The 26,002-nt window shown below is 62.9% G+C and carries 23 protein-coding genes; 14 read left to right on the forward strand and 9 right to left on the reverse strand.

Going from position 1 to position 26,002, the window contains the following annotated elements:
* Window positions 1–269: 269 nt before the first annotated feature.
* Together DCM79_RS19550 and DCM79_RS19555 are read right to left on the reverse strand one after the other, a co-directional pair.
* Window positions 270–410, reverse strand: coding sequence for a hypothetical protein (locus DCM79_RS19550; RefSeq protein ID WP_257175894.1), 141 nt, complete (start codon window positions 408–410; stop codon window positions 270–272).
* Window positions 411–536: 126 nt separating this feature from the next.
* Window positions 537–2,165: an alkaline phosphatase family protein gene (locus tag DCM79_RS19555; RefSeq protein WP_257175895.1), complete on the reverse strand. Its 1,629-nt coding sequence runs from the start codon at window positions 2,163–2,165 to the stop codon at window positions 537–539.
* A 180-nt stretch (window positions 2,166–2,345) separates the two neighbouring features.
* Here DCM79_RS19555 and DCM79_RS19560 point away from each other — a divergent pair, with 180 nt between their 5' ends.
* On the forward strand, window positions 2,346–2,933 hold the full coding sequence (locus tag DCM79_RS19560; protein WP_257175896.1) for a MarR family winged helix-turn-helix transcriptional regulator: 588 nt from the start codon (window positions 2,346–2,348) through the stop codon (window positions 2,931–2,933).
* 77 nt (window positions 2,934–3,010) lie between these two features.
* Entirely contained in the window at window positions 3,011–3,973 is a 963-nt protein-coding gene (locus tag DCM79_RS19565; protein ID WP_257175897.1) for a tripartite tricarboxylate transporter substrate binding protein, read from the forward strand.
* A gap of 449 nt (window positions 3,974–4,422) precedes the next feature.
* Here DCM79_RS19565 and DCM79_RS19570 read toward each other — a convergent pair whose 3' ends face one another.
* The 3 genes from DCM79_RS19570 to DCM79_RS19580 form a co-directional block, all read right to left on the reverse strand.
* Window positions 4,423–5,403, reverse strand: a complete 981-nt coding sequence (locus DCM79_RS19570; protein WP_257232121.1) for a tripartite tricarboxylate transporter substrate binding protein — start codon at window positions 5,401–5,403, stop codon at window positions 4,423–4,425.
* A gap of 73 nt (window positions 5,404–5,476) precedes the next feature.
* The gene (locus tag DCM79_RS19575; RefSeq protein ID WP_257175899.1) at window positions 5,477–6,148 is read right to left on the reverse strand and encodes a VOC family protein; all 672 of its coding nucleotides are present in this window, start codon (window positions 6,146–6,148) and stop codon (window positions 5,477–5,479) included.
* Window positions 6,149–6,396: 248 nt separating this feature from the next.
* Window positions 6,397–7,326 carry a zinc-dependent alcohol dehydrogenase family protein gene (locus DCM79_RS19580; RefSeq protein WP_257175900.1) on the reverse strand — a complete coding sequence of 310 codons (930 nt, stop codon included), beginning with the start codon at window positions 7,324–7,326 and terminating at the stop codon, window positions 6,397–6,399.
* Window positions 7,327–7,502: 176 nt separating this feature from the next.
* Between DCM79_RS19580 and DCM79_RS19585 the strand changes: the two genes are divergently transcribed.
* The 4 genes from DCM79_RS19585 to hpaD all read left to right on the forward strand — a co-directional run bounded on the left by DCM79_RS19585 (window position 7,503) and on the right by hpaD (window position 10,852).
* Window positions 7,503–8,204 carry a GntR family transcriptional regulator gene (locus tag DCM79_RS19585; RefSeq protein ID WP_257175901.1) on the forward strand — a complete coding sequence of 234 codons (702 nt, stop codon included), beginning with the start codon at window positions 7,503–7,505 and terminating at the stop codon, window positions 8,202–8,204.
* Window positions 8,205–8,302: 98 nt separating this feature from the next.
* Complete coding sequence (locus DCM79_RS19590; RefSeq protein WP_257175902.1) at window positions 8,303–9,166, forward strand: fumarylacetoacetate hydrolase family protein; 864 nt, start codon at window positions 8,303–8,305, stop codon at window positions 9,164–9,166.
* 8 nt (window positions 9,167–9,174) lie between these two features.
* Window positions 9,175–9,753 (forward strand): amino acid synthesis family protein, encoded by a 579-nt coding sequence (locus tag DCM79_RS19595; RefSeq protein WP_257175903.1) that lies wholly within the window; start codon window positions 9,175–9,177, stop codon window positions 9,751–9,753.
* Between the two features lie 253 nt (window positions 9,754–10,006).
* Window positions 10,007–10,852, forward strand: a complete 846-nt coding sequence (gene hpaD / locus DCM79_RS19600; RefSeq protein WP_257175904.1) for a 3,4-dihydroxyphenylacetate 2,3-dioxygenase — start codon at window positions 10,007–10,009, stop codon at window positions 10,850–10,852.
* A 100-nt stretch (window positions 10,853–10,952) separates the two neighbouring features.
* On the opposite strand, the gene DCM79_RS19605 is transcribed toward hpaD, so the two are convergent.
* The 4 genes from DCM79_RS19605 to DCM79_RS19620 all read right to left on the reverse strand — a co-directional run bounded on the left by DCM79_RS19605 (window position 10,953) and on the right by DCM79_RS19620 (window position 16,734).
* A complete protein-coding gene (locus DCM79_RS19605; RefSeq protein ID WP_257175905.1) occupies window positions 10,953–11,915 on the reverse strand; it encodes an MBL fold metallo-hydrolase in 963 nt (320 codons plus the stop codon).
* Between the two features lie 31 nt (window positions 11,916–11,946).
* Window positions 11,947–13,419, reverse strand: a complete 1,473-nt coding sequence (locus DCM79_RS19610) for an FAD-binding oxidoreductase (RefSeq protein WP_257175906.1) — start codon at window positions 13,417–13,419, stop codon at window positions 11,947–11,949.
* Between the two features lie 146 nt (window positions 13,420–13,565).
* Window positions 13,566–15,074, reverse strand: coding sequence for an aldehyde dehydrogenase (locus DCM79_RS19615; RefSeq protein WP_257175907.1), 1,509 nt, complete (start codon window positions 15,072–15,074; stop codon window positions 13,566–13,568).
* 13 nt (window positions 15,075–15,087) lie between these two features.
* Window positions 15,088–16,734, reverse strand: coding sequence for a thiamine pyrophosphate-dependent enzyme (locus DCM79_RS19620; RefSeq protein WP_257175908.1), 1,647 nt, complete (start codon window positions 16,732–16,734; stop codon window positions 15,088–15,090).
* A gap of 300 nt (window positions 16,735–17,034) precedes the next feature.
* Here DCM79_RS19620 and DCM79_RS19625 point away from each other — a divergent pair, with 300 nt between their 5' ends.
* From DCM79_RS19625 to DCM79_RS19660, 8 genes are all read left to right on the forward strand, one after another.
* Window positions 17,035–17,997, forward strand: a complete 963-nt coding sequence (locus DCM79_RS19625) for a LysR family transcriptional regulator (protein WP_257175909.1) — start codon at window positions 17,035–17,037, stop codon at window positions 17,995–17,997.
* A gap of 353 nt (window positions 17,998–18,350) precedes the next feature.
* Window positions 18,351–19,745, forward strand: coding sequence for a sugar ABC transporter substrate-binding protein (locus DCM79_RS19630; RefSeq protein ID WP_257175910.1), 1,395 nt, complete (start codon window positions 18,351–18,353; stop codon window positions 19,743–19,745).
* A 3-nt stretch (window positions 19,746–19,748) separates the two neighbouring features.
* The gene (locus DCM79_RS19635) at window positions 19,749–20,684 is read left to right on the forward strand and encodes a carbohydrate ABC transporter permease (protein WP_257175911.1); all 936 of its coding nucleotides are present in this window, start codon (window positions 19,749–19,751) and stop codon (window positions 20,682–20,684) included.
* On the forward strand, window positions 20,681–21,520 hold the full coding sequence (locus tag DCM79_RS19640; protein WP_257175912.1) for a carbohydrate ABC transporter permease: 840 nt from the start codon (window positions 20,681–20,683) through the stop codon (window positions 21,518–21,520). The genes DCM79_RS19635 and DCM79_RS19640 overlap by 4 nt, the downstream gene beginning before the upstream one ends.
* Window positions 21,517–22,569 (forward strand): ABC transporter ATP-binding protein, encoded by a 1,053-nt coding sequence (locus DCM79_RS19645; RefSeq protein WP_257175913.1) that lies wholly within the window; start codon window positions 21,517–21,519, stop codon window positions 22,567–22,569. Before DCM79_RS19640 ends, DCM79_RS19645 begins: the two co-directional genes overlap by 4 nt.
* 4 nt (window positions 22,570–22,573) lie before the next feature.
* Window positions 22,574–23,347, forward strand: a complete 774-nt coding sequence (locus tag DCM79_RS19650; RefSeq protein ID WP_257175914.1) for a GntR family transcriptional regulator — start codon at window positions 22,574–22,576, stop codon at window positions 23,345–23,347.
* 32 nt (window positions 23,348–23,379) lie between these two features.
* Window positions 23,380–25,023, forward strand: coding sequence for an arylsulfatase (locus DCM79_RS19655; protein ID WP_257175915.1), 1,644 nt, complete (start codon window positions 23,380–23,382; stop codon window positions 25,021–25,023).
* A gap of 3 nt (window positions 25,024–25,026) precedes the next feature.
* Entirely contained in the window at window positions 25,027–26,001 is a 975-nt protein-coding gene (locus DCM79_RS19660; RefSeq protein WP_257175916.1) for a formylglycine-generating enzyme family protein, read from the forward strand.
* The last annotated feature ends 1 nt before the right edge of the window (window position 26,002 follow it).

Consider the following 26,002-nt stretch of genomic DNA (forward strand, 5'->3'; position numbering starts at 1 on the left):
GAGCATCGCTCCGAACGCTTGCGGATCCAGCAAGTGGCTCGGCCAGCCGAGGCGTTCGTAAGAACATTCCGGAGGCCGCGGACAAGGCGTTTCGCTGGCATGATTTCCACGGAGTGGTAAGCTACCGACGCGAGAACCGCTTGCCGGCATTGCCGCAGCGCAAACCAAGGTTACCATTGGCGTTTCGCACGTACCCGAATTCGTGCTGCCGATGATCGCGGTCGAGAAAGGCTATTTCAAAGACCGGGGCATCGACGCAACGATCAGGATCATTCCCGGCGGGCAACGCCTTCCGGCGGCAGATGTTCGTCGACTTCGCGGATGCGGATGTCCTCGGAGAACGCTTTCGCGACATAGCGACGGTTTCGGTCGGCCCAAAGACCACTATCGGCGATTTTCGTGATGCCCAAGGCGTCGCGTTCAGCCGCTCAACCAGAGGTCCGGCAGACCGACGGCGCGATCCGAGTGTAGACTGGTGATGAAATGAGCGTTGATCGTGCTAAGAGGATCCGCTTCTGGCCAATGACCGGCCTGGCCTAATCCGGCTGCAAGCGCTGCCGCGCTTCTTCAAGTTCCGCCTCGTCCCAATATCCGATCAATATTCCTCCCTTGAGCTGCGTCGCCGAGCTGTAGGATTCGATGCGGGCATCCGGCGTCGTAATGCGATTGTGATCGGTTAGCGCCCAGTCGAGCAGTGCAGCGCGCATTCTGACGAGTGTATCCCCATGGGCGGGGTCGGCGCCGAGGTCGCGAAGCTCCTGCGGGTCGGACTGAAGATCGAAGAGCATCGGGCGGAAGCCGGGCGCGTGGATGTATTTCCAGCGCCCGTCGAACACCATGAACAAGCGGCATTGGTCGACGCCAAGCCCGAGATAGCCGCGCACGTCCTGCATGGAGTAATCGTATTCGGAGAACACGTGCGTCCGCCAATGCGACGGTGCGGCACCGCGAAGCCAAGGCATCAGCGACTTGCCCTCGACGATGTGGCGCGGTGACGTTGCTCCGAAGAATTCGATGAAGGTCGGCGTGAGGTCGATCGCTTCGACCAGGGCATCGCAGGTGGTGCCGCGGGTGTTGTCGGCCTCTGGAGAAGGGTCGACGACGATCATCGGAACCTTGACGGAGACGTCATGGAATAAGTCCTTTTCGCCGAGCCAGTGGTCGCCGAGATAGTCGCCGTGATCGGAGGTGAAGACGATCATCGTCGTCTTGTCGAGCTCCTTCTCCTTCAGAAACGCGAACAGATCGCCGAGCTGGTCGTCGATCTGCTTGATGAGACCCATATACGCCGGAATGACGCGCTGACGCACCTCCTCGCGCGAGAAGTTGCGGGATACGCGCAGATTCATGAAGGCCTTGTAGACCGGATGCGTCTCGTTGCCGCGCTCGCGCTCGTCCCGGACGGCCGGAACCACCTGCTCCTTGCCGAACATCTCATGATAGGGCGCCGGCGCGATATAGGGCCAATGAGGCTTGATATAGGACAGATGCAGGCACCAGGGCCGCTGCTCGGCTGCGGCCTCGGCGATGAAGCGCATCGCTTCGCGCGTCGTCCAAGGCGTCTCCGTGTCTTCGTCCGGTGCGCGCGCCTTCTTGTCGGCATGAACGAGAAGCCAGCCGTTCTGCAGGCTGCCGTCCGCGGCCGCCCCGGAGTTGGCCCATGTCTCCCACGGATTATTCCCCTCATAGCCCTTGGAGCGAAGATAGGCGTTGTAGGGTTCGCTGCGCTGTCGTCTTGCCGACGGGTGCAGGCCATCGTCGCGGTCGTAGGGCTCGAAGCCGCATTCGGAAGCGAGCACGCCGATGGTAGAGCCGGGATCGATGCCGAGCCGCTGCATCCCCTCGTTATCCGACGTCATGTGCGTCTTCCCGACCAGTGCCGTGCGGACGCCCAGCTGGCGCAAGTGATCGCCGAGCGTCGGCTCGCCGATGCGCAAGGGAAATCCGTTCCAGTTCGATCCGTGCGAGCGCATGTAGCGGCCCGTATAATAGCTCATGCGCGACGGGCCGCAGACCGGAGACTGCACGTAGGCGCGCGTGAAGCGGACGCCGCGCGCCGCGAGCGCGTCGATGTTCGGCGTCTGAAGGTAAGGATGACCGGAACAGCTCAGGTAATCGTACCTGAGTTGATCGCACATGATGAACAGGACATTGCGGGTGGGCATTTCCGCGCCTTCTGTTGGTGGCAGGCTGAACGTGGCGCGGCGAATGCACGATCCTGCTTGACTCGCCGCAATCTCAATGAGAATGTCAAACATTGACAAAGTCAACATCAATTGGGAACCATGTCTGCGCGTTCAAGAGGTGCCCCGACAAAGGCCGAAGGCGACGTTCGCCGGCTTCTTATGTTTCGCATTTTGCGCCTCGCCACCATCGGTGAGCGCACCGGACAGCTGCGGATATCGGGCGAGTTCGGATTGAACCTCGGCGAGTGGCGCGCGCTCGGCCTGATCCATGCGCTCCAGCCGGTCACGCTCGCCGAGCTCGCGGCCGAGCTTTACCTGGACAAGGCGCAGATCAGCAGGTCGGTATCCGATCTGATCCGCAAGGGCCTGGTGTCGCACAGCGCAAGCTTGCAGGACCGCCGGCAAACGCTATTTGTGCCGACTGCCGCCGGACGCCGCTTGCACGATCGCGTCCTGGCCTTCACGTCCGCACGCAACGAAATGATCACGCGATCTCTCAGCCCTAAGGAAAAGGCGGAGCTCCTCCGCCTGCTCGACAAGGTGACGGAGGCCACCGTGCAGTCGTTCGACGAGATCTTCCGGCGCCCGGCAAAGCAACGGCCGGAGCGGAATGCGGCCAAGCCGCCGTCGCGTTCCAGGCCTGCAGGCACGCGATCGCCGCGCCGAGGGTCGCAGCGCGACGCCACGCAGATTCGGCCGTCCCGCGGGGCGCCGCGCGTTCGCGACCTGAAAACTGCCGGACCGTGAGCCGGCGGCTCTTGGTCGATCGAACGGCTCGCCGCACAAAAAGACGGACGAGCTCAATGGGAAACGGGGAGGGAAGGATGTACAGACGCGAATTTTTGCTCGGTGCAGTGGCAGCGACAGCCGGCTTGTGCAGTTATCAGGCTGATGCGGCGGGTACGACTCTCAAGATCATATATCCCTATTCGCCGGGAAGCGGCGGCGACGTGCTGGCGCGCCTGATTGCCCAAGACATTCAGAAGAAGCTTGGCGTCACGGCCATCGTCGAGAACAAGACGGGAGCGGACGGCCGCATCGGCGTGCGTGAGGTGCAGCGCGCCGATCCCGACGGCATGACGCTGCTGTTCACGCCTTTCGGCGCCATGGTGCTGTTCCCCACCGTGTTCAAGGATCTGCCCTACAACGCGTTCACGGATTTCACGCCTATCACCCAGGTCGTAACCTACGACTTTGGGCTGGCGGCTGGACCGATGACAGATGCCAGAACCCTCGCGCAGCTTCTGGATTGGCTGAAGAAAAATCCCGCCCAGAACAATGTCGGCGTACCGGGCCTTGGTGCGCTGCCGCATCTGTTGCCACTCAAGTTCGCGGCCGACTCCGGCATCAGTATCCAGCCGATCGCCTACAAGGGGACCGGGCCGGCGCTCACGGACGTCATGGGCGGGCAAATCCCGCTGGTGTGTGCGCCGCTGGGCGACCTCGTAGGGCAGGCGAAGGCTGGAACCATCAAGCTGTTGGCGAGCAGCGGCAAGTCGCGGAATGCGCTGGTCCCGGATGTGCCGACCTTCATCGAGCAGGGCTACGCGATCTCGGGATCCGGCTGGTACGGCATGTTCGCTCCGTCCAAGACGCCTCCTGCCGAAATCGACAAGCTGAGCAAGCTGATCGTTGACTCGATCCATGGCGACGAATTCCAGGCGAAAGCGCGTGCGCTCTGGCTGACGCCAACGGGCACCACTTCGGCCGAGCTCGCCGCAATCCAAAAGGCAGACTACGAGCAATGGGCGCCGGTCATTAAGGCCGCCGGGCTCGCAGGGCAATAGCCGATGCCATGCAGGGCCGGACGGGGCCGGAGGTAGACCTTGTGCGCAGACCGCCGGACTTGACGTCCGACGGCTCGGTGCACGATCGACAACGGCGAACGATCAGGCTCGCTGCTTCGCAGTCGGCGCGGGTGCCGTCGTGGTCTCGAATCACGGCGTCAGTTGGACGATGCCCCGGCGCCGATCTCAGTTCTTGGGAGCTTTGAAGGCCTTGGTCCGATAAACCTCGACACGTGCGTGCGACGCCGCCCGGACGGCGTGAAAGGCGCTCGCGTCGGCCAAGAGCTTTCCGTGGACTTATAGGCCCGTGGCGGGAACGGGGCGCCGCTGCCAGAAAGGCAGACCCGTCGCATCCGCCACTTTGGGGACAATGTCTACACGAGAGGACGACGATCCCTGACACTCCCTCCCCTGCAAGCTTCTGTCTGCTTCCGCGAGGCGAACGCAGATCAGATCCTGGGGATCTTCGCCCGCTCCACCACGCCCGACCACTTCGCGATTTCGGACTGGATCAGCTTCTTCATCTCTTCCGGGGAGCTGCCACGGACTTCGCCTCCCACGGCTGTTTCCAGGCGCTGCTTGATCTCGGGGTCCTTGAGGATCTCGAGCGTCGCCGCGTTGAGCGTCGCAACGACGGCAGGTGGGGTGCCCTTGGGAGCGAGAAGGCCCGCCCACGTGCGCACGTCATATCCCTTGACGCCGGCTTCCTCGACGGTCGGGACGTCGGGCAAAAGCGCGGTCCGCTTTGGCGAAGTCACAGCCAGCCCGCGAACGGCTCCGCTCTGGATCTGTGCTGCGAGCAGGACCGGCGTGCCGATGATGACCGGAACCTCGCCGCCAAGCATCGCAGTGATGGATTGGGAATCACCGCGATAGGGAACGTGCACCATCTCGGTGCCGGCCATCGCATTAAGCAGCTCCCCTGCGAGGTGGTGCGTGCTGCCGAAACCGACCGAGCCGAAGCTGAGGGCGCCGGGTTTCTGCTTTGCCATCGCGATCAATTCGCCGAGCGATTTGGCCGGGTAGTCGTTGCGCACCGCAATGACCAGCGCGTAGTAGACCAGCGTCGAGATCATGTCGAAGCTTTCGGCCGGCTGGTAGCTCAGACTCTTGTAAGTCGCGGCCGATATGGCATGGGCGCCCGTGACGAGGCCGATCGTATAGCCGTCGGGCTCAGCCCTGGCGATCGCGTCAGCCGCAATGTTGCCGCCCGCTCCCGGTTTGGCCTCAACGACGACCGGTTGCCCGAGCTTCTTGGACAGCCCGTCGGCAACGATGCGCGACAGCGTATCGGCCGCGCCACCAGCGGCGAAGCCGTGAACCATTCGTATCGGCCGCGACGGATAATTATCCGCCGATTGGGCGGGGCCAGCAGCAATGACGCTGCCAAGCAGAAATCCGGTCGCAGCAATCCGCCTCATCCATTGCATGGATGCATCCTCCCTTTGACTTTGCTTCGTTGGCCGCGTTGAAGCGGCGGTCTTCAAGAAAAGTGCCGGCCGCCTAGCGCGCGAACTCGACGCATTCGGGCGATGGCGGCAGACCCCAGACGTCGCGCGGCAGCCCAACCCAGACTTTCGGGCGCTGCGGACGATCGCGATGCCAGGGGCGCGGATCGAAGTAGCCGAGCTCTTCGTCAATCATCCGGTCGAGATCGTGGAACAGCTCGACCAGATGGCCATCGGGATTGCGGTGGTAGACGGCCGTGTTGTGGCCCGGGCCGTGGCGGACCGGTCCCCAAAGGATATCGAGCTTGTGGCGAGCGAGATGATCGCAAGCCTGTTGCATGTGGGAAGGGCCGCGCAATTCGAATGCGAGGTGATGGAGGCTGCGCACGGGAGCACGGGCGAAGTTCAACGTATGATGTTCGTAGCCGCTGCGCATGAAGACGAAACGGTCCTCGACCCAGTCGGACACCCGCAAACCCATGACATCAGCACAGAAGTTCGACGTCGCCAGCGGGTCGGGCGTCCGAAGCGCGACATGACCGAGCTTGATGACGGCGAGCGCGCCGATCCGCTCCTGCGCCGGCGTCGGCGTCCAGCCCTGAATCAACTCGAACCGCGTCCCTTCGGGATCGATGAACGACAGCAGCCTGGAAATTCCCGGCAGGGGATCACTCCGCAGTTCTGGACGCAGATCCGCGCGTTTCAGGGTAACCTCCAGCGCCGCCATCTCGACATCAGGTGAGATCTCGAACGCGATACTCGTCAAAGCGGCCTCGCCGGGCTCGATCACGAGCGAAAGCTGATCGGAGTCGCTGGCAAGGAAAATGCGATCTCCATCGCGGCCGATCAGACCAAGACCGATCACTCCGCGATAGTAATCGAGCAATCGCTCAGAATCCGGCGAGGCGAAAGTGGCATGTCTCAGCCGTGTGAATCGAGCAATGGGTGCTTGGGTCGTCATTGTGGTCCACTCTCTCAACGCGTCATGATGATCTTGCCGAGCGCGGAGCCCTGCTCCAGCAAGGTGTGAGCTTGCCTGACTTGATCCAGCTTCAGAACCGCCGAGATCGCCGGCTTGATCGCATTGCGACTCAGGGCGTCGATCACGCTGCGCATCAGTGCGCGACGGCTCTCGCGATCATGATCGTAAATGTGAAAGGAGAAGCAGCGCACGGCAGGGCAGATGTCGAGATGATCGCGCATCGCCGCCATCAGATTCTCTTCCGGCAGCCCGGCGAAAGCGTTGTATGACAGCAGCGTGCCCCATTTTCCAAGCCCCCCGAGATAGGACGCAAACTCCGGACCGCAGACGTGGTCGAGAACGAGACCGACGCCCTCGCCTTTGGTCAACTCGCGGGTCCGCGCCACGACATCCTCGCTGCGGTAGAAGATGACGTGGTCGGCGCCGTGACGGCGCGCGAACTCGGCCTTCTCGTCGGTGGAAACCGTGCCGATCACGGTCATCTGCGCCAGCTTGGCCAGTTGCACCAGCGCGGTGCCGACGCCGCCGGCCGCGCCGATCACCAGGACGCTCGCGGGCGCGCGCGGATGGCGGCACTCCTGCAGGAGTGCGTAAGCCACTTGATAATTCGACAGGCACACCGCTGCTTGCAGATCGACATGGTCGGGAAGCACATGAACGGCGTCGGCGGGAGCGACCACATAATCGGCATAACAGCCGCCGCGCTGCGATAGATCACGCGCGCTCAGCAGGACCTTCTGGCCGACGTGCACGCCCTCAACGCCCGCCCCGAGCGCGGAGATGCAGCCGGCGACATCATTGCCGGGATTGGCCGGCAGCGGCGGCATCCATTTGTAAACGCCGCGACGGATCAGCACGTCGGGCTGCCCCACGCCGAATGCTTCGGCACGGATCTGAACCTGTCCGGCACCCGGCGTGGGCACTGGCAGCTCGACCAATTCAAGGGCATCCGGCCCGCCCGGTTGACGTACCAGGACCGCTCTCATGAGCTCATATCTCCCTCCTCGACACGTATTTTCGAAAATAATAGCGGTTACGAAAATTATTGCAAGATGGGCGGTGGCACGGCATCTTGAGCCATCGATTCATTGGCAGGACCATGCCCGACAGCGCCATTCGCCCCCGCAAGGAATTCGGCAAGACGATCGCCGCCGACATTACCCATCGGCTGCGCGAGGAGATCGTGACCTGCGCTCTTGCCCCCGGCGAGCCGTTGAGGTTCGACGTCTTACGCGAGCGTTTCGGCGCGAGCTTCACCACTTTGCGGGAGGCGCTGACCGCCCTCGCCGCCGAGGGCCTGGTCGACGCCCAGGAGCAGCGCGGATTTCGCGTTGCGCCGGTCAGCCGGCAGGATCTTGTGGAGGTCACCGACGCCCGGGTCCTCATCGAAGTGGAATTGATGCGCCGCGCCATCCAGAAGGGCGATGACGACTGGGAGATTGCCGTCATCTCGACGCTTCACAGGCTGAAACGGATCGAACAGCGTGATCCCGAGCATCCGCTGCGCGACCCCGAATGGAAGATCGCCCACCGGCAATTCCACCAGGCGTTGGTCTCCGCCTGCGGCTCCGCGACCCTGCTCGCAATCCGCGCCGAGCTGTTCGACCGCGCCGAGCGATACCGGCATCTGTCGGCCAATTTCCGGCCACGCCCCCGCGACAAGGCCGGCGAGCACCAGGCGATCATGCAAGCCGCCATATCGCGCAATGCCGATCTCGCGGTGCAGCTGATCGAGACCCACATCCGCTCCACCGCGGACAATGTCGCGAAATACGCGGGGCACCTGCTCGAGACCGAATAGGACGTCGTCCTCATTTTTCGGTCGGGTCAGGCTTGCATCCACCTCTATTTTCGAAAATAATACCCAAGATCGAAAACGCGAACTTTTGGGATCATGCCATGAAGCTGCTGTCGTTCCTGGATGGAAATCGGGAAAGCTGGGGAGCCGTCGTCGAAAATGGCGTGGTCGATCTCGGCCGCGCCCTGCCCCAATATCCGACCCTCGCCGACTTCCTCGGCAGCAACGACTACGCGCGCCGCGAGGCCATCGTCGCCGAACACAAGCCGACGATGAAGCTGGCCGACGTCAAATACCTTCCCGTGATCCCGCGTCCCGAAAAGATCGTCTGCGCCGTGCGCAATTATCTCGACCACCACAACGAGGCGGTGGCGTTCGGCATGAAGCGCGAGATCACCGAGTTTCCGCCGATCTTCCTGCGGGTCTGGCGCTCCCAGGTCGGCCACAACGCGCCGGTGATACGGCCGAAGGTCTCCGACAATTTCGACTGGGAGGGCGAGCTCGCCGTCGTGATCGGCAAGGGCGGTCGCCACATCAGCCAGGACGATGCCTGGAACCACGTGGCGGGCTACTCGATCTACAACGACGTCAGCGTGCGCGACTGGCAGCGCCATGCCGGGCAAATTGCCTCCGGCAAGAACTTCGTTGGCACCGGTCCGTTCGGACCGTGGCTCGTGACGCCGGACGAGATCGGCGATCCCGCCAAGCTGAAGCTGGAGACGCGCGTCAATGGCGCGGTAGTGCAGTCCTCCGACACCTCGATGCTGATCTTCTCGATCCCGCGACTGATCGAATATTCCTCGACCATCTTCGACCTTGTTCCTGGCGACGTCATAGCCACCGGCACGCCGGCCGGCGTCGGCTTCACGCGCAAGCCGCCGATCTTTCTCAAGCCTGGAGACGTGGTCGAGGTCGAGATCGAAAACATCGGCGTGCTCAGCAATCCGGTCGTCGACGAAGCATAGAGCCGCGCATGTCCTACGATATTCGCAAGACCGCGCTTGGTGTCGAGACAATCTGGCACGAGCGCGGGCCTCGCCTAGAGAAGCCGCTGTTGGTCGGAACGGCCATTGCGGTCATCCACAATCCCTTCGCCGGTCGCTACGAACCCAACCTGATGCCGTTCCAGGCGGCCTTGCGTGAGCTCGGGCGCGAGCTCGCGACGCGGCTGATCGCGCAGCTCGGCGGCGCCGAGCGCATCGAAGCCTACGGCAAGGGCATCATCGTCGGCGAAGACGGCGAGCTCGAGCATGGCGCGGTCTGGCACGAAGCCGGCGGCCAGGGCATGCGCGAGGTGCTCAGCCAGCCCAAGGCGATCGTGCCGGCGGCAAAGACCATCGGCGGACCCGGCACGCGTCTCATGGTTCCGCTTGGACACATCCATGCGTGCTATGTGCGCAGCCATTTTGGTACCGCGGAGATGACGCTATGGGATGCGCCCAGACGTGACGAGATCGCTTTCGGGCTGGTGATGGCGACCGGCGGCAGGCCTCATGCGCGGATCGGCGGGCTCGCCGCATCCGATATCTCGGTGCACGATGGGCAGCGCTGAGAATTGACGGAGGCTCGCCTCAAAACCTGCGGGCACTGGCCGCTGAATTAGCAACAAGGCGACGGTTCGACCCGGCGCTTTGTATCTTCGAACAAGGCCTCAAGCGTGGCCTCACAATCGATAGTTTCTTTGTAATCGATAAGCTGCGCTTAATGATCAACCCGCGCTTGGCACCTTCTCCATTTGATCTGCATTAAGGATCGCTGCGGCCAAGGCAAATACGATACCCGGATAACTCAACGAGGAGGCGTCCATGGGTGACATCGTATTGGCGGCCAAGATTGCGCACGTACCTTCGATCATGATTTCGGAGCGCGACGGGCCGCTGAAGGGAAAGCGGGCAGCGGCCATTCAGGCGTTGCGCGAAATCGGCAGGCGTGCCCGCGACAGGAAGGCCGACACGTTCCTCGTATTCGATACCCATTGGATCTCGAATTTCGGGTGTCACATGAACGCAAACGCGCGCCATCGCGGCGTCTATACCAGCCATGAAGCGCCGCATATGATCCAGAACATGAATTACGACTATCCCGGCGACCCCGAGCTAGGCGACGCCATCGCAGCCGAAGCGACGAGGCACGGTCTTCAGGTCCTGGCACACAAGGTGGAGACGCTGCCGCTCGAGTACGGCACCATCGTGCCGATGCACTACATGAACGAAGGCGGCTGGGCGCGCGTCCTTTCGGTTGCCGCGCCGATCTTCGCCAGCGTGGAGGAGAACCGCAAGTTCGGCACGGCCTGCGCTGCCGCGATCGCCGCCTCCAATCGCAAGGTCGCTGTCCTTGCCTCCGGCTCCATGTCGCACAAGCTCGTTGCCAACGAGCAGGTCGGCGACAGCCAGTGGGAACAGGTCGGCAGCGAATTCAACCGCCAGGTCGACTTGCGCGTCCTCGATCTATGGAAGGAACGCCGCTATGCGGAGTTCGTCCGCATGCTCCCCGAATACTCGACCAAGTGCAATGGAGAGGCCTTGATGGCCGATACCCACATGATGTTCGGGTTGCTCGGTTGGGACGCATACACGGGAGAAACCGAGCTGCTTTGTCCCTACTTCCCTTCATCGGGCAGCGGCCAGATCATCGCCGAGCATCATCTTTGAGGGCGACGAACGGAGCACACCGGGGCCGGCCAGACCGGCCTCGGTGGCACCATGCTTCCGCTTGAGACTACCGCTACTCCGCGACGCAGACGAGACATGACTAGCGACCCGCCTTGCGTTCGATAGCCAGCCGCTCTTCCGCTCCCTTGCGCAGATAGGCCACCTGATCGAGCAAACCCTGCGGGTCGACAAGAGGATTCGGTTCGTTCGGTGCGCGCGAAACGACCTTCTCGCGGAGCTCGGTCAATCCGTTGGAGAACGGGTGCGTCGTGAGATGCACTGTCACAGGATTGTTAGGTTGCTCGACCGGCTTCTTGATCGTGTCGAGGCTCGCAATGTACCCTTCGACCTGCTTTGAGTTTTCGATCGCATTGAGCCCAAGTCCGCCGACCGTGACGGCGCGATAGGTCTTTGTGCCATCCTTCACGTCGTAGGTGTACGATGCTGTGCCATGGGTATGACCGGGGGTCTCCAATACACCGAACGTGTTGTTGCCTGAACGGATGACGTTTCCGTCCCCGACGACGACATCCTGATCGATCATTGACCACGGACGCGGCGTTCCTTCGGACTGCTTCGCCGCTGCGATCGCTTCGCTCCAGCCGATCTTGGTCATCACGAATTTCGCATTCGGCAGCAGAGGCTTGAGCTTGGCGGCCCCGCCGACATGATCGAAGTGCCCATGCGTCATCAGCACGTATTTGATGTCGGCCAGGTCGGCGCCGACCTTGCGCAAATTGGCAATGAGCTGGTCGACATGAGGCTCGTGCAACGTGTCGATCAACACCACGCCGTCGCTTGTGCGTATCACCCAGGACGAGACCCAGCAAACGCCGACATAGTAGACGTTATCGAAAGCCTTCCAGGGCTCGATGTACTGAGCCTTGGGATTGTTCAGCCAGGCACCGAGCTCGGGCGGCATCTTCCTGGTGCGGCCAAACTCCTCGAACTGCGCCAGGATTTCCTTCGACGGGCACCCCTCGAACGGCTGCGCAAGGGCTGCCGTTCCGAAAGACGATATCAGGGCTATAGTGGCGCCTGCGAGAAGGGATTGGCAATTCATCGCATGTTCCTTTCGACGCTGACAGGTGAGCTCAAGACGCGGATGCTGACGGCGGCCCTGGGAAAAGCTTGCCTGGATTGAGAATTCCTTTTGGATCGAGTGCCATCTTGATCGATCGCATCACCTCCAAAGCCTCAGCTCCGTGCTCCTGCTCCAGGAAGCCGCGCTTTCCGAGGCCGATCCCGTGCTCTCCAGAGCAGGTCCCGCCCAGGCCGAGACCGCGCGCGACGATCTTGTGATCCAGCGTGAGCGCTCGCTCGACTTCAACGGGATCACCCGGATCGACCAGGATGCAGCAGTGAAAATTGCCGTCTCCAACGTGGCCGGCAATTGGTGCGATCAATCCGGACGCTGCAATATCCTCGCGCGCTCCGAGCACAGCTTCGGCAAGCCGCGAGATCGGCACGCAGACGTCGGTCGCAATGCCTTTCGCCCCCGGACGCAAAGCGACTGCGGCCGGATACGCCCGGTGTCGGGCGGTCCACAGCCGATTGCGTGCCTCGGTCCCGCTGGACCACACGAAACGAACTGCTCCAGCGTCATTCGCCATGGTCTCGACGAGTTCGGCCTGCTCTTTCACGCTGGAATGACTGCCGTTGAATTCAAAGAACAGGGTCGGGACTGCCTCGTAACCTTCGAGTTTCGAGTAAGCGATGCTCGCTCCCATTTGCACGTCATCCAGAAGCTCGACGCGCGCAATGGGAATACCGAGTTGCATCGTCATGAAGACCGTCTCGACCGCGGCTGCCAGAGTTGGGAATTGCGCCACGGCGGCGCTGGTTGCCTCGGGTATGCCGTGAAGACGCAAACGGATCTTCGTGATGATGCCGAGTGTGCCCTCCGAACCAATGAAGAGGTGGGTCAGATCGTATCCGTTGGCGGCCTTCCGCACGCGACCGCCCGTCGAGATGAGACGGCCATCAGCCAGAACGACATCGAGCCCGAGCACATTTTCCCGGATGGTCCCGTACCGCACTGCATTCGTACCGCTTGCGCGAGTCGCGCACATTCCTCCAATCGTGCACTCCGCACCGGGATCGACGGGAAAGAACAGGCCGGCGTCGCGGATAAAGCTGTTGAGCTGCTCACGCGTGACACCCGGCTCGACCAGACAATCCATGTTCTCCCGGTTGACTTCGATGATCGAGTTCAGCCGGCTGAGATCGACACTTATTCCTCCGCAAACGGCGTTCACCTGCCCCTCAAGGCTCGACCCTGCGCCGAATGGAACAATTGGCACTCCCTCGCGATGACAGAGCGCCAGGACTTGCCTGACCTCGTCGACCGTCTCGACGAAAGCGACGGCATCCGGCAAATGAGGCAACGCGGGGCCCTCACCGTGCGCATGCTGCTCGCGCAACGCCATGCTTGTCGACAGCCGGTCGCCAAGGAATCCGCGCGCTTCCTCGATCACGATCGCCACCTTTTCGGCCGACACGCGCGGCGCTGCAACGGACCACGTGGTGTCCAGCAGGGACGTTGCTCCCTTCAAGGTTTCAAGCATTTGTGCCACCGGGCTCCATCGAGGAACGCTTCCGCTCTCTTCTGATTGGCTGCAAGCGTCTCGTTGGTCGCAAGCGTCTTGGACTCGCTCATCATTATTCTCTAGGCGGACGACGTGGACTGACTGGCCGATGCGTTCGGTGGCAGCTAGAACGCCAAGCAGATCGCCTTGGTTTCGAGGTAGTTCTCGACCGCAACGGCCCCGTGTTCGCGACCGAGACCGGATTGCTTGTAGCCGCCGAACGGCATGTTCGGATCAACCACGTTGTGCGTGTTGATCCAGACCGTGCCTGCCTTCACCGCATCCGCAAACGTGAAACAGCGATCGATATCGCGCGACCACACCGAGGCAGAAAGCCCGTACTCCGTGTCGTTCGCCTGAGCGATGGCGTCGGCCATGTCGGTGAATGGAAGCAGAGCAACCACCGGCCCGAAGATCTCCTCGCGCACAAGCGTGTTCGTCTTGTTGGCGCCGATAATGACGGTCGGCTTGACGAAGTAGCCTGCATCACCCACCGAGGTTCCACCTGCTGCAATCGTGGCGCCCTTGGTCGCGCCTCTTTCAATCAGAGAAAGGACACGCGACTGCTGCTTGACCGAAACAAGAGGATTGATCTGGTTGGCGGGATCGAAACCAGATCCGATCTTCAGGCCGTTGGCGACGCCAACAAACGTTTCAACCACCTTGTCGAAGATCGATTTCTGGATGTAGACGCGCGAACCGCACGTGCAGACCTGTCCTTGATTGAAATAGACGCCGAGATTGGCGGCGAGCCCGAACAACTCGGGATTCATGTCATCGAACATCACCATCGGCGATTTCCCGCCGAGTTCGAGCGAGAAACGTGTCATATTGTCGATCGCGGCATGTCCGATGAGCTTGCCGACCTCGGTCGAGCCGGTGAAGGCGACCTTGTCAATCCCGGGGTGGGAGCACAGCGCCGCACCGGCCTCGTGACCATAGCCGGTCACGACATTGACGACGCCGTCGGGAAAACCGACCTCCCGGATCAGCTGCCCAAGCCTCAGCGCGGTCAGCGGCGTCTCCTCTGCCGGCTTCAAGACGACCGTGCACCCGGCAGCCAGCGCCGGCGCAATCTTCCAGACCGCCATCAGGAGCGGGAAGTTCCACGGAACGATGGCGCCGACCACGCCAACGGGCTCCTTCCGCGTCATTGCGCGATAGCGGGTGCCGGGCGGAATCGGGATCGAGACGTCCAGCGTTTGACCGTAGATCTTGGTCGCCCACCCCGCCATGTAGCGCAGGTGTTCGGCGGAAGCCCCCACTTCGAGCGCCTGCGCAATACCGATCGATTGGCCGTTGTTGGCCGTTTCCACTTCCGCCAGCAGTTGACCGTCGGCCTCGACCGCATCCGCCAGCTTGAGCAGAAGTCGTCCGCGATCGGCAGGGCGGAGCTTCGACCACGGGCCGTCGAGGGCAGCGCGGGCTGCGGCCACCGCCACATCGATCTCCGCTTTGCCTCCGGCCGGCACCGCCGCAATGACTGCGCCGGATGCCGGATCATGCACTGGAATTTCCGAGCCACTCCGCGTTCCAACGTCCTGCGCGCCGATCAGGAGTTTGTGCTTGCGCGAGAGGAAGGCCCTGCTGGCCTCGCTTAAGGGCAGAGCTGCGATGGGGGTTTGAATTGTCATGCTCACTCCTTGATCATGTCCGGCGACGATCGGACGCGCTGGGCTCGGCCGGGTGAATGAACGGCCAGGGGCTCGTTTCCGAGCCCTTTTCGATCGGCACTTCGATGAGCGCCGGCGAGTCGAGATCGAGGGCTTTTGCGAGCGTGCGCTTCAGGGCTTCCGGGGATGCGGCACGATAGGCAGGCATGCCGAAGGATTCGGCGAGCTTGACGAAATCCGGATTGGTCAAGTCGGACCCGATGAAGCGGCCCTGATACGACTGCCGCTGATCGCGCAGAACGTTGCCGTATGACGCGTTGTTGAAGACGATGGCGACGACGTTGATGCGGTGGTGAACCGCGGTAGCCATCTCCTGGAGTCCGAACAGAAACCCGCCGTCGCCGGAGACGGAAACCACGGCTTTGTCCGGATGCGCAACCTTGACGCCGAGCGCGGTGTTATAGCCGAAGCCAAGATTGTCCTGATAGCCGCATGTAACGTATTGTCGAGGCCCATAGACCGGAAAGCCAAACCGCGCCGTGAAGCCCATCTGGCTCACTTCCTCGACGAAAAAGCCGTCGCGAGGCAGTACGGTGCGAATAGCGTCGAGATAGGCCTTCTGAGGCTGCACCTCCGAGAAGGCGCTCTGCGCTTTGGCCCTGATCTCGCGGAATTCATCTTCGCGCGAGGCAGGTGACGCTCCACTGATCGCGGCGGTCAAAGCCCTGGTCCCTGCCGCCGCATCCGCCACAATCGCAACATCCGGCTTCAGACGGACCATCTCGGTCGGATCGATGTCGATACGGATGACCTTGAGCCCCGGCGGAAGCCACCGCCAGCGCATATATTGCAGCTCGAGGCGACTGCCGATGCCGATCAGGAGGTCGACCTTCTTCCAGTGCTCGAAGGCTGCGACCGAATTGAACGCCAGAGGATCGTCACCAGGCAGGATTCCCTTGCCCGAGCGGTGCGCGGTGACGGGTGCTTGAAGCCGCGCAGCCAGTTCGGCGACTTCGGGGCCCGCATCCGCAGCCCCGCCGCCGACCATGATGATCGGATTCCTGGCCTTTGCGATCAGTGCCGCGGCCGCGGCGATCGCATCAGGATCGATGGCCGGCGGAAGATGGGGAACGCCGACGGCGATTGCGCCCACCGGTCCTTTTGCTCCAAAAACGTCCCATGGCGCCTCGACGGCAACCGGTCCGGGGCGCCCCGACAGCATGCGCGTAAACAGGTTCGCCATGGTGTCGGAGACGCCGCTTGGATGGTTGATGCGCTCCGCGCCCTTGATGAAGCTCCGCAATGTCGCGAGCTGATCGGGCAACTCATGGAGCTGGCCGCGCCCCTGACCGATCAAGTGCGACATGATGTTGCCGGTGACGCAGAGAACGGGAGCATTTGCGCCGTAGGCGGTGCAAAGCGCGGCGCCGGAGTTGAGCACTCCGGGGCCGGGCACGACCGAGTAGACCCCGGGCTTCCCGGTCGACTTGGCGTAGCCGTAGGCCATATAACCGGCGCCTTGCTCGTGCCTGGTATGGATGAAGCGCAGCTCGGCACGGCGGCCATAGAGAGCGTCGTTGAAGTCATACATGTGCGCGCCGGGGATGCCGAAAACCGTATCCACCCCGTGCGCGATCAGAGACCGAGCGATCTTCTCGCCGGTGGTTTCGTGCTCAATCATTTGCGATGCTCGTCCGTGTCCAGAGGGCACGAGCTGTGGGCCTGCAAGGCGACCAGAAGAATCCCGCCTGTGATCGGCCAAAGAGTGAGGGCGGCAGCGGCGCCGGCCAAGGATCGAGCACAGTTCCCTCCAGATGCCGCGGCGGTAGCTTCACATCCGGTGAGCTCCGCTCTTCATCATTGAGATTGGGCGCCGCCACGACCGATGCCGAGGATCAGCGGGGCAATTCTTGCGCAGGAGAGCGCTCCAGGACAAACGATCGATTCTTTGCAATTGATCAGGAATGCTTAATAATGGGGCATGTCGCTCACCCGCATCACGATCCGGCAGTTCGAAGCGTTCGTTGCTGTCGCTGATACTCTCAGTTTCTCCGCCGCTGCCGATCGACTGGGCCTGACATCGTCGGCTGTCAGCCAGCTCGTAAGTGAGCTCGAGGCCATTACAGGATTTCGCGTGTTCGACCGCAGCACGAGACGCGTTGCTTTATCGAGCGCCGGCCGCGAATTCCTGGGCATTGGACAGACTGTCCTTCGGCACGTACAACTCGCCGAGACTGCCGCAGCGGATGTTCGCAACCGTTCCGCAGGCGTGGTCCGGATTGGCGCCCCGTTGATCCTGGCGAGCGCCGTATTGCCGCCGGCCGTGCGCGAATTCAGACGAGAGCGTCCGAACGTTGCCATCCATATTCGAGACGTACCCGTTGATCTGACCGTGGATCGGGTCGCAGCGGGAGACGTCGACTTGGCGGTAGGGCCGGACCGCCCTCCCGATCCAGCCGTGATCCGAGAGGCGATCTTCCGCAGCCCCTGGGTGCTGTGGCTTGCGCCAGAACACCCCTTGGCGACCAGGAAGGTGCTGAGCTGGGACGACCTTCGCAATGTCAACCTCGTCGCCGCGAGCCGGGATCACGAGGTCAGCGTTGCTGAGATGCGGAGTTCCGCTCCGAATTCAAGTCCGATCGCTCCTCCGCAGATAGTCGACAACATCACCACAGCCCTTGGCATCGCGGCGCAAGGGCTCGCCGCCACGCCTGCTCCGGCCTATGTCGGAGTCGTGGCTCGGCCGCTGGGGCTCACGATGCGCCGCATTACAAAGCCCGAGACCGTGCGCGAGGTGTGTCTCTATCGGCCTTTGCGGCGCTCGATTCCGCCGGCAGCCGAAGCCTTCGCCGAATTTGTGATTCAATGGATCCGGGCATGGAATCTGAAGGCACAACATGACAAGGCTGGGCCGGCGCGCAAGGCCTCAAAACGGAACGACTGAGTTCGTCAGAGCGGTTGAATAGCCGGCCGTAAAGTCAAAACTCAACGCTGAGCCTCGCCGCCAATTCCTCGCGAGAACATTCGTCCGGCGGTCAGCGCGTCGTATCCCAAGCCATTCGGCAGACGGACCGTCGTCCACGTGACCGTCAGAGCGATCGATCAATAGCATGCGAAGCGCATGAATATGCACGCCCACAACGTCGGGTCCGCTCCAAGCCGAGGGTCGCGCGACGTCATGTCGCCGGCCAGGCCCGCCGCCGGCGCGAACCCGGATCGACGTGTTGACTTGTTATAACATTTAGGCAAATGTCCTAACTAACCGGAAGTATAAATCCGGATTTTCGGGAGGACAGCATGCCGTCATTCACGCCGACGCGACGAACGCTACTCAAGACCGGAACCGCAGCCGCCGCTCTCGCGACGCTTGGTCCGGCCTTTCTCCGGCAAGCCGCAGCGCAGGACGCCGACCTTGCGCCTTACAAGGCCGCTCAGATCGATTGGCAGCAGGTCTCCGGCGAGACCATCACGGTGGCCGTGATTCCTGCGAGCTATTTCGAGAACCTCATCACCCTGGCGCCACAATTCAAGGCGCTGACCGGCATCGACGTCCGCTTCGAAAAAATTCCGCCGGCGCAGATTCGGCAGAAGAGCGTCATCGACCTGACCTCGAAGACCGGCACCTACGCGACCCACGCGGCGGATCCCATGTATTACGCGCTCTATGCCGCGAACAAATGGGTCGAGCCGCTCGACACTTATCTCGCCGACAAGTCGCTGACCGACCCGGCATGGTTCAAGCTCGACGACATCATCCCGGCCTGGCGCAGCGCCAACGGCATCGACGGCAAGCTCTATGGCATGCCCTATGACGGTGAAGTCACCATTCAGGTCTATCGCAAGGATCTCTACGATGCGAAGGGCCTGAAGCCGGCCGACACGCTGGAGGCCTACATGTCCAACGCGGCGGCGTTGAACACGCCAAACGATCGCGTCTGGGGCGCGGCGCTGCGCGGCGTCGCGGGTGCCGGCCAGAACATGTACATCTATCCGTCGATCTTCCGCGAGTTCGGCGGCGACTGGATGAAGGGCGGCAAGCTCACCGTCAACGGTCCCGAGGCGGAGGCGGCGCTCGCTTGGTACATCGACATCATGAAGAAGTACGCACCGACGGCGGCGGCCAACTGGAACTGGCCGGATATCGCCGATGCCTTCTCGCAAGGCACCGTCGCCAGCTACATCGACGCGCACTCGTCGGCTTCGGTCATCAACAACCCGGAAAAGTCCAAGGTGATCGGCAAGGTCGGCTATGCCCGCTGGCCCAAGGGTCCCTCGGGCAAGCGCACGACGTCGATCTGGAACTGGGGCTTCCCGATCAATGCCGCGCTACCGGAGAAGAAGCGCAAGGCGACCTGGCTGTTCATCCAATGGGCCGCGAGCGCCGAGACCCAGGCGCGCACCGCGCACAAGTTCGCCGGGCCCACCAAACGCTCCGGCGTCAACCGCACCTCGGTGTGGAAGGACCCCGACTACATCAAGCTGATGAACGGCTTTGGCGAGAACTTCGTCGAGGCCACGATGGGCGCCCTGCAGGAGGATACCGACGTCGACTGGCGTCCGCGCGTGCCGCAATGGCCGGCGATCGGCGATACCATGGCAACCGCGATCCAGTCCGCCCTCTCCGGCCAGGCCACGATCAAGGCTGCACTGGACGATGCGCAGCGCCGCATCGAACCGATGATGCGCGGCTGAACCATGGTGACCACAGCGGTGACATCGGCCGGGATCGCGAGCGAGGAGCCTCGCAGCGATTTCGGCCGCGTCCTGGCCCAGCGCGAGCGCCGCTTTGCGGCGGCCCTGCTTGCACCGGCATTTCTCGCGCTGCTCGCCACGACGACGTTTCCGCTGCTCTTCCTGGTCTACACCAGCGCGTTCCGGATGGATCTGGCGATGCCGTTCACCAACGGCTTCGTCGGGTTCGAGAACTACCAAGTTCTGCTTTCGGACGAACGTTTCTGGACCTCGCTGCTGGTGAGCCTCGTCTATACCGGCTCGACCGTCACGCTCCAGGTCATCATCGGCCTGGCGCTTGCCTTGCTCGTCATGGACATGAAGCGCGGCCAAGGCTGGTTCAGGGTGATCGCCATCCTGCCCGTGGTGCTGTCGCCGGCCGTGGTCGGCATGATCTGGCGCACTTTCATGCTGGCGCCGGAGTTCGGCATCGTCGACTTCCTCGCCATCAACGCCGGCCTCGGCAGCAAGAACTGGCTTGGCGATCCCACGCTCGCGATGGTCTCGGTGATCGCGATCCATACCTGGCAGTGGACGCCGTTCGCGTTCATGGTGCTGCTGGCCTCGCTGGCCTCCTTGCCCGAAGATATCTACGAGGCCGCGCGGCTCGATCGAGCCTCCGCCTGGCAGCGCTTTCGCCGCATCACCCTGCCCTTGCTGCGCCCGGCGATCGTCATGGTTATCATCATGCGGACCATGGTGGCGCTGACCGCGTTCGCGGCGATCTTCACCGTCACCGCCGGGGGGCCCGGCACCGCGACCGAGATCCTCAATCTTTATGCCTACCGCAAATCCTTCACCGAGCTCTCGATCGGCTACGGCTCGGCGCTCGCGGTGGCGCTGCTGATCGTGACCATCATCATCTCCGGCATCTTGTTCGCGATGCGGAGGGCGAAATGACTGCAAAGCGCCTCCGCATCATCGCCCTGCTGGCTATCTCCACTGTCTTCCTGTTGGCCTGGGCATTTCCCATCCTCTGGAGCGTGCTGAACTCGCTCAAGACCGATTCCGACGTACTGGCCTATCCGCCCAAGCTGGTGTTTGCGCCGACGCTGGAAGCCTATCGCGACGTGCTGTTCGGCTCAGGATCGATCCTGCCGAACCTGCTCTCCAGCGTCATCATCTCCGTCGGAACCACCATCGTCACCATGCTGATGGCGGTGCCCGCGGCCTACGCGCTGGCGCGCCTGCGCTTTCGCGGCAAGAAGTTCGCGGGCTTCTACGTGCTGGCTACGCAGATGCTGCCGCCGGTCGGCATCATCATCCCCTACTTCCTGGTGCTGCGGAACATCGGCTGGATCGACACCTATCAGGGCATCATCCTGATCTATCTGTCGTTCTCACTGCCCTTCGCGATCTGGCTGCTGGTCTCCTATTTCGAGGACATTCCCTTTGAGATGGAGGAAGCCGCCTATCTCGACGGCGCCAGCCGACTGAAGACGTTGTGGCGGATCATCATTCCGCAGGTCCGTGGCGGCATCGCCGTGACCATCGTGTTCGTGTTCCTCAATGCGTGGAATGAATTCCTGTTCGCCGTCGTGCTGAGCGGCAACACGGTGCGTCCGGTCACGGTCGCCATGTTCAACTTCGTTTCCGTCGAGCAGACGCTGTGGGCCAAGCTCGCCGCGGTCTCGGTCCTCGCCATGCTGCCTGTCGTCGTTCTCGGCGTGGTCGCGCAGAAGCATATCGTGAAGGGGCTGACGGTCGGTGCAGTCAAGGGCGGAGGGCGCCGATGAGCGGTCAGGGTCAGGTCAGTTTTCGCAACATCGTCAAGCTGCACGGCCAGTTTGCCGCGTTGAAGAACGTGAATTTCGACATCAAGCCGGGGGAGTTCTTCGCCCTGCTCGGCCCGTCGGGCTCGGGCAAGAGCACCACGCTGCGTATCCTCGCCGGCCTCGACGCGCCGACCACGGGCCGCGTGCTGATCGACGACAAGGACGTCACCTCGACCGACGCGCGCGATCGCGACATTGCCATGGTGTTCCAGAGCTACGCGCTCTACCCCCATATGACGGTGGCCGAGAACATCGCCTTTCCGCTCGAGATGGCCAAGCTGCCGAAATCAGAGATCGCGCCCGCCGTGAAAGACGCGGCGCGCAAGGTGAAGATTGATCATTTACTCGAACGCAAGCCGGGCCAGCTCTCGGGCGGCCAGCAGCAGCGCTGCGCGCTCGCCCGCGCCATCGTACGCAAGGCGCGCCTGTTCCTGCTCGACGAACCGCTGTCGAATCTCGACGCGAAGCTGCGGCTGGAAACGCGCGCCGAGCTGAAGAAGCTGCAGCGCTCGCTCGGCGTCACCGCCGTCTACGTCACTCACGACCAGGAAGAGGCCATGACGCTCGCGGACCGCATGGCGGTGTTCATGTCGGGCGAGATCCAGCAGGTCGGCACGCCGGCCGAGGTGTTCGCCCGCCCGAACTCGATCGACATTGCCGGTTTCATCGGCAATCCTCCGATGAACCTCGTCCCCGCCCGGTACGTGGATGGCGACGTCATCATCGCAGGCCATCGCCTGAAGACAACGACCACGATCGCAGGCGAGCGCGACGTGGTGGTCGGCCTTCGGCCCGGCGCCCTGCGCATGGCGGAAGGCGGTCTCGGCGCGCGCGTCGATCTGATCGAGGATCTCGGCGATACCGCCGTGCTCGATCTCGACTGCGCCGGCACCATGATCCGCATGCGCGTCGCCGACGGCAACATTCCCGGCGAAGGCGACACGATCTCGATCACGGCCCGTCCGCAAGATATTCACCTGTTCGATCCAGCGACACGCATGCGGCTTTGACACCATGACTGTTCAAACGCGCAAGAAGAAGCCCGTACCGCTGGGCAGTGATGTCGCCACGGAGGGCTCGACGCCCCTGCATGTCAAGATCCGCGAATCCATTCGCAGTCAGGTGCGTGACGGCAAGTTGATCGACGGGACCGGCCGCCTCATGACCGAGGCCGAGCTCGGCCGTCATTTCGGTGTCAGCCGTATCACCATCCGAAACGCCATCGCACCCCTCGTGAACGAAGGCATGTTCGACCGCTCGCGCGGCCGCGGTACCTTCCTGCGCTCGAACCAGCCTGAAAACTGGGTCGGCCGTCTCATGGGCTTCTCGGAAACCATCCGCGACGCCGGCTACCAGGCCGGCGCCAAGATCCTGCAGCAGGGCATGACCAACCGGCACGACGCCGCCGTTCGCGAGCAACTGCGCGAACGCGCGGTTTGGCAGCTCCGGCGCTTGCGGCTCGCGGATGACACGCCGATCGCCATCGAGCACGCCTTCTACCCCCCGGATATCGGACTCGAGCTCGAGAAGCGCGACCTGGTCTCGATCATCATGTACCGCGTCTTCGAGGACGAGCTTGGCCTCGCCATCAAGGACGCTCAGCAGACCATCAGCGCGGACCTCGCCGACGCCGGCAGCGCCAAGCTGCTGGGGGTGAAGGTCGGCTCGCCCCTGCTCTCCATCGAGCGCGTCACCTTCGGCAAGGGCGGACGGGCGCTCGAGCTGCTGCGCGCCGTGTACCTGCCGAAATATTTCCGCCTCAGCATCAGCCTGACGCGCCGCCACTAGCAACGCCACACGTCAAGAACGAGGATACAAACATGCCGAATGGCGCAAAGACCCCCGATAGCCCCAACATCCTGCTCATCCTCAACGACGACATGGGCTTTTCGGACATCGGCTGTTACGGCGGCGAGATCCAGACGCCGAACCTCGACCGCCTCGCGGCCAATGGCTTGCGCTATTCGCAGTTCTACAACACCGCCCGCTGCAGCCCTTCACGCGCCTCGCTGCTCACCGGCCTGCATCCGCACCAGACCGGCATCGGCATCCTCACCTACAGCAACGGCCCAGAGGGCTACGCCGGCAATTTGAACAAGAGCTGCGTGACGATCGCCGAAGCGCTGAAGAGCAAGAACTACACGTCCTACCTCAGCGGCAAATGGCACATTGCCAGCAGCCTGACCGAACCCACCGATGCATGGCCGATGCAGCGCGGCTTCGACCATTTCTACGGCACCATCATCGGCGCCGGCAGCTTCTACCATCCCAACACGCTCACCCGCGGCAACGACAATATCGAGCAAGAGGCGGTGAAGGATCCGTCTTTCTTCTACACCGACGCGATCAGCGATCAGGCCGCCGCCTTCATCCGCCAGCACAAGGCGCAGAAGCCCGACGCGCCGTTCTTCCAGTACGTCGCCTATACGGCGCCGCACTGGCCGCTCCATGCCCATGACGAGGATATCGCCAAGTACAAGGGCCGCTTCGATGCGGGCTGGGACAGGCTGCGCGAGGAGCGCGTCAAGCGCCTCGTCGACGACGGCATCATCCATCCGAACTGGCGCCTGACCGACCGCGATCCGACCCAGCCGCCGTGGACCGACGCCGAGCAGCGCGAATGGACGCTGCGCCGCATGGAGGTTTACGCAGCCCAGATCGACCGCATGGACCAGGGCATCGGCCGGATCCTGAAGGCGCTGGAAGAGACCGGCCAGATGGACAACACGCTGATCATCTTCCTCTCCGACAACGGCGCCTGCGCCGAGGACATTCCGGAAGGCGTCACGGCAAAGGAGCTGGTCGACCAGCTGATGATCGCCCAGGCCACAACACGCGACGGCAGGCCGGTGCGTTTCGGCAATGACCCGACCCTGATGCCCGGCGCCGAGGACACCTACCAAAGCTACGGCACCGCCTGGGCCAACCTGTCCAACACGCCGTTCCGTCTCTACAAGCACTGGATCCACGAAGGCGGTATCGCGACCCCGTTCATCGTGCATTGGCCGCGCGGCATCTCCGAGAAGGGCGGCCTGCGGCACAATCCGAGCCAGCTCACCGACGTGATGGCGACCATCCTCGACGTCACCGGCGCCACCTACCCCAAGGAGTACAACGGCAACGCCATCCTGCCCTGCGAAGGCGAGAGCCTCGTGCCGTCATTCGCCTCGGCCTATGGCAACCGCGGCCCGCTGTTCTGGGAACACGAGGGCAATGCGGCCGTCCGCGTCGGCAAGTGGAAGCTGGTGCGGAAGTATCCCGGCCCCTGGGAGCTCTACGACATGGAGACCGACCGTACCGAGATGAACGATCTCGCCGCGCAGCATCCGGACCGCGTCAAGGAGATGGCGGCACAGTATCAGCAATGGGCCAATCGCTGCGGCGTGATCCCTCGCGAGAAGATCCTCGAGCTGATGAAGGCGGAAGGCGGCACGGCCTTTTGGGAGGAAGAGAAGCAGAACTAGGACATGACTGGGGATCGTTCACATTGTTGTATCCAGCGTGCCGCCGGCAGCGGACTGCCGACGGGCGAAGCTACGCAAGCAGCCATCCCTCCCGCTCCAACCCCGATCCAACGCCGCTGGAGCTCGCTGATCGGCGGAACCTTCCACATGGGATCTGCCCGCATCGGCTTTGTCGAAGACGGCGAAGGCCCGGTGAGACCCGTCACGCTGTCGCCGTTTGCCATTGCCTGCCATGCCGTGAGCAATCTGCAATTCGGCGACTTCGTGCGTGCCACGGGCTACACGACGGACGCCGAACGCTTCGGCTGGAGCTTCGTCTTCGAGGGGCTGCTGCCGCAAGATACACGTGCGACCCACACGACGCGGGTTCAGGAAACGCCATGGTGGGTCCCGGTGACGCACGCTTATTGGGTGCAGCCGGAAGGACCGGGCAGCAGCATCCTCGACAGGCTCGATCACCCCGTCGTCCACGTCTCCTGGAACGACGCACAGGCCTACTGCCAATGGTCCGGCACGCGCCTTCCGACCGAGGCGGAATGGGAGATGGCCGCGCGCGGCGGGCTGGACCAGGCCACCTACCCCTGGGGCAACGAGCTTCAGCCCGGCGGTGAGCATCGCTGCAATATCTGGCAGGGCAGCTTTCCCGACCGCAACACTGTCGATGATGGCTATTTCGGTACCGCGCCCGTTCACAGTTTCGCGCCCAACGGACATGGCCTGCACAATGTCGCCGGAAATGTCTGGGAATGGTGCGAGGACTATTTCTCGCCGAGCTATCACCGCCTCACGCCATCACGAGACCCCTTGAACCGCGAGCGAGCTCCAAATCGATCGATGCGCGGCGGATCCTTCCTCTGCCACGAATCCTACTGCAATCGCTATCGCGTCGCGGCGCGAAGCTCCAATACGCCCGACTCCTCGTCCAGCAATATTGGCTTCCGCGTCGTGCGCACCGAGCCGCTGCAGGATTCGGCCTAGG

Origin of the sequence: Bradyrhizobium sp. WBOS07, from assembly GCF_024585165.1 — a bacterium.
Lineage (GTDB): Bacteria > Pseudomonadota > Alphaproteobacteria > Rhizobiales > Xanthobacteraceae > Bradyrhizobium > Bradyrhizobium japonicum_B.

Bases quoted from the DNA above. Each gene is read 5' to 3' on its own strand.
- DCM79_RS19595 (WP_257175903.1), top strand. From the start codon at position 9,175: ATGTCCTACGATATTCGCAAGACCGCGCTTGGTGTCGAGACAATCTGG.
- DCM79_RS19615 (WP_257175907.1), bottom strand. From the start codon at position 15,074: ATGACAATTCAAACCCCCATCGCAGCTCTGCCCTTAAGCGAGGCCAGC.
- DCM79_RS19625 (WP_257175909.1), top strand. From the start codon at position 17,035: ATGTCGCTCACCCGCATCACGATCCGGCAGTTCGAAGCGTTCGTTGCT.
- DCM79_RS19605 (WP_257175905.1), bottom strand. From the start codon at position 11,915: ATGAATTGCCAATCCCTTCTCGCAGGCGCCACTATAGCCCTGATATCG.
- DCM79_RS19660 (WP_257175916.1), top strand. From the start codon at position 25,027: ATGACTGGGGATCGTTCACATTGTTGTATCCAGCGTGCCGCCGGCAGC.
- DCM79_RS19575 (WP_257175899.1), bottom strand. From the start codon at position 6,148: ATGGCGGCGCTGGAGGTTACCCTGAAACGCGCGGATCTGCGTCCAGAA.
- DCM79_RS19655 (WP_257175915.1), top strand. From the start codon at position 23,380: ATGCCGAATGGCGCAAAGACCCCCGATAGCCCCAACATCCTGCTCATC.
- DCM79_RS19630 (WP_257175910.1), top strand. From the start codon at position 18,351: ATGCCGTCATTCACGCCGACGCGACGAACGCTACTCAAGACCGGAACC.
- DCM79_RS19640 (WP_257175912.1), top strand. From the start codon at position 20,681: ATGACTGCAAAGCGCCTCCGCATCATCGCCCTGCTGGCTATCTCCACT.
- DCM79_RS19560 (WP_257175896.1), top strand. From the start codon at position 2,346: ATGTTTCGCATTTTGCGCCTCGCCACCATCGGTGAGCGCACCGGACAG.
- DCM79_RS19570 (WP_257232121.1), bottom strand. From the start codon at position 5,403: ATGCAATGGATGAGGCGGATTGCTGCGACCGGATTTCTGCTTGGCAGC.
- DCM79_RS19590 (WP_257175902.1), top strand. From the start codon at position 8,303: ATGAAGCTGCTGTCGTTCCTGGATGGAAATCGGGAAAGCTGGGGAGCC.
- hpaD (WP_257175904.1), top strand. From the start codon at position 10,007: ATGGGTGACATCGTATTGGCGGCCAAGATTGCGCACGTACCTTCGATC.
- DCM79_RS19645 (WP_257175913.1), top strand. From the start codon at position 21,517: ATGAGCGGTCAGGGTCAGGTCAGTTTTCGCAACATCGTCAAGCTGCAC.
- DCM79_RS19650 (WP_257175914.1), top strand. From the start codon at position 22,574: ATGACTGTTCAAACGCGCAAGAAGAAGCCCGTACCGCTGGGCAGTGAT.
- DCM79_RS19555 (WP_257175895.1), bottom strand. From the start codon at position 2,165: ATGCCCACCCGCAATGTCCTGTTCATCATGTGCGATCAACTCAGGTAC.
- DCM79_RS19585 (WP_257175901.1), top strand. From the start codon at position 7,503: ATGCCCGACAGCGCCATTCGCCCCCGCAAGGAATTCGGCAAGACGATC.
- DCM79_RS19565 (WP_257175897.1), top strand. From the start codon at position 3,011: ATGTACAGACGCGAATTTTTGCTCGGTGCAGTGGCAGCGACAGCCGGC.
- DCM79_RS19610 (WP_257175906.1), bottom strand. From the start codon at position 13,419: ATGCTTGAAACCTTGAAGGGAGCAACGTCCCTGCTGGACACCACGTGG.
- DCM79_RS19620 (WP_257175908.1), bottom strand. From the start codon at position 16,734: ATGATTGAGCACGAAACCACCGGCGAGAAGATCGCTCGGTCTCTGATC.
- DCM79_RS19635 (WP_257175911.1), top strand. From the start codon at position 19,749: ATGGTGACCACAGCGGTGACATCGGCCGGGATCGCGAGCGAGGAGCCT.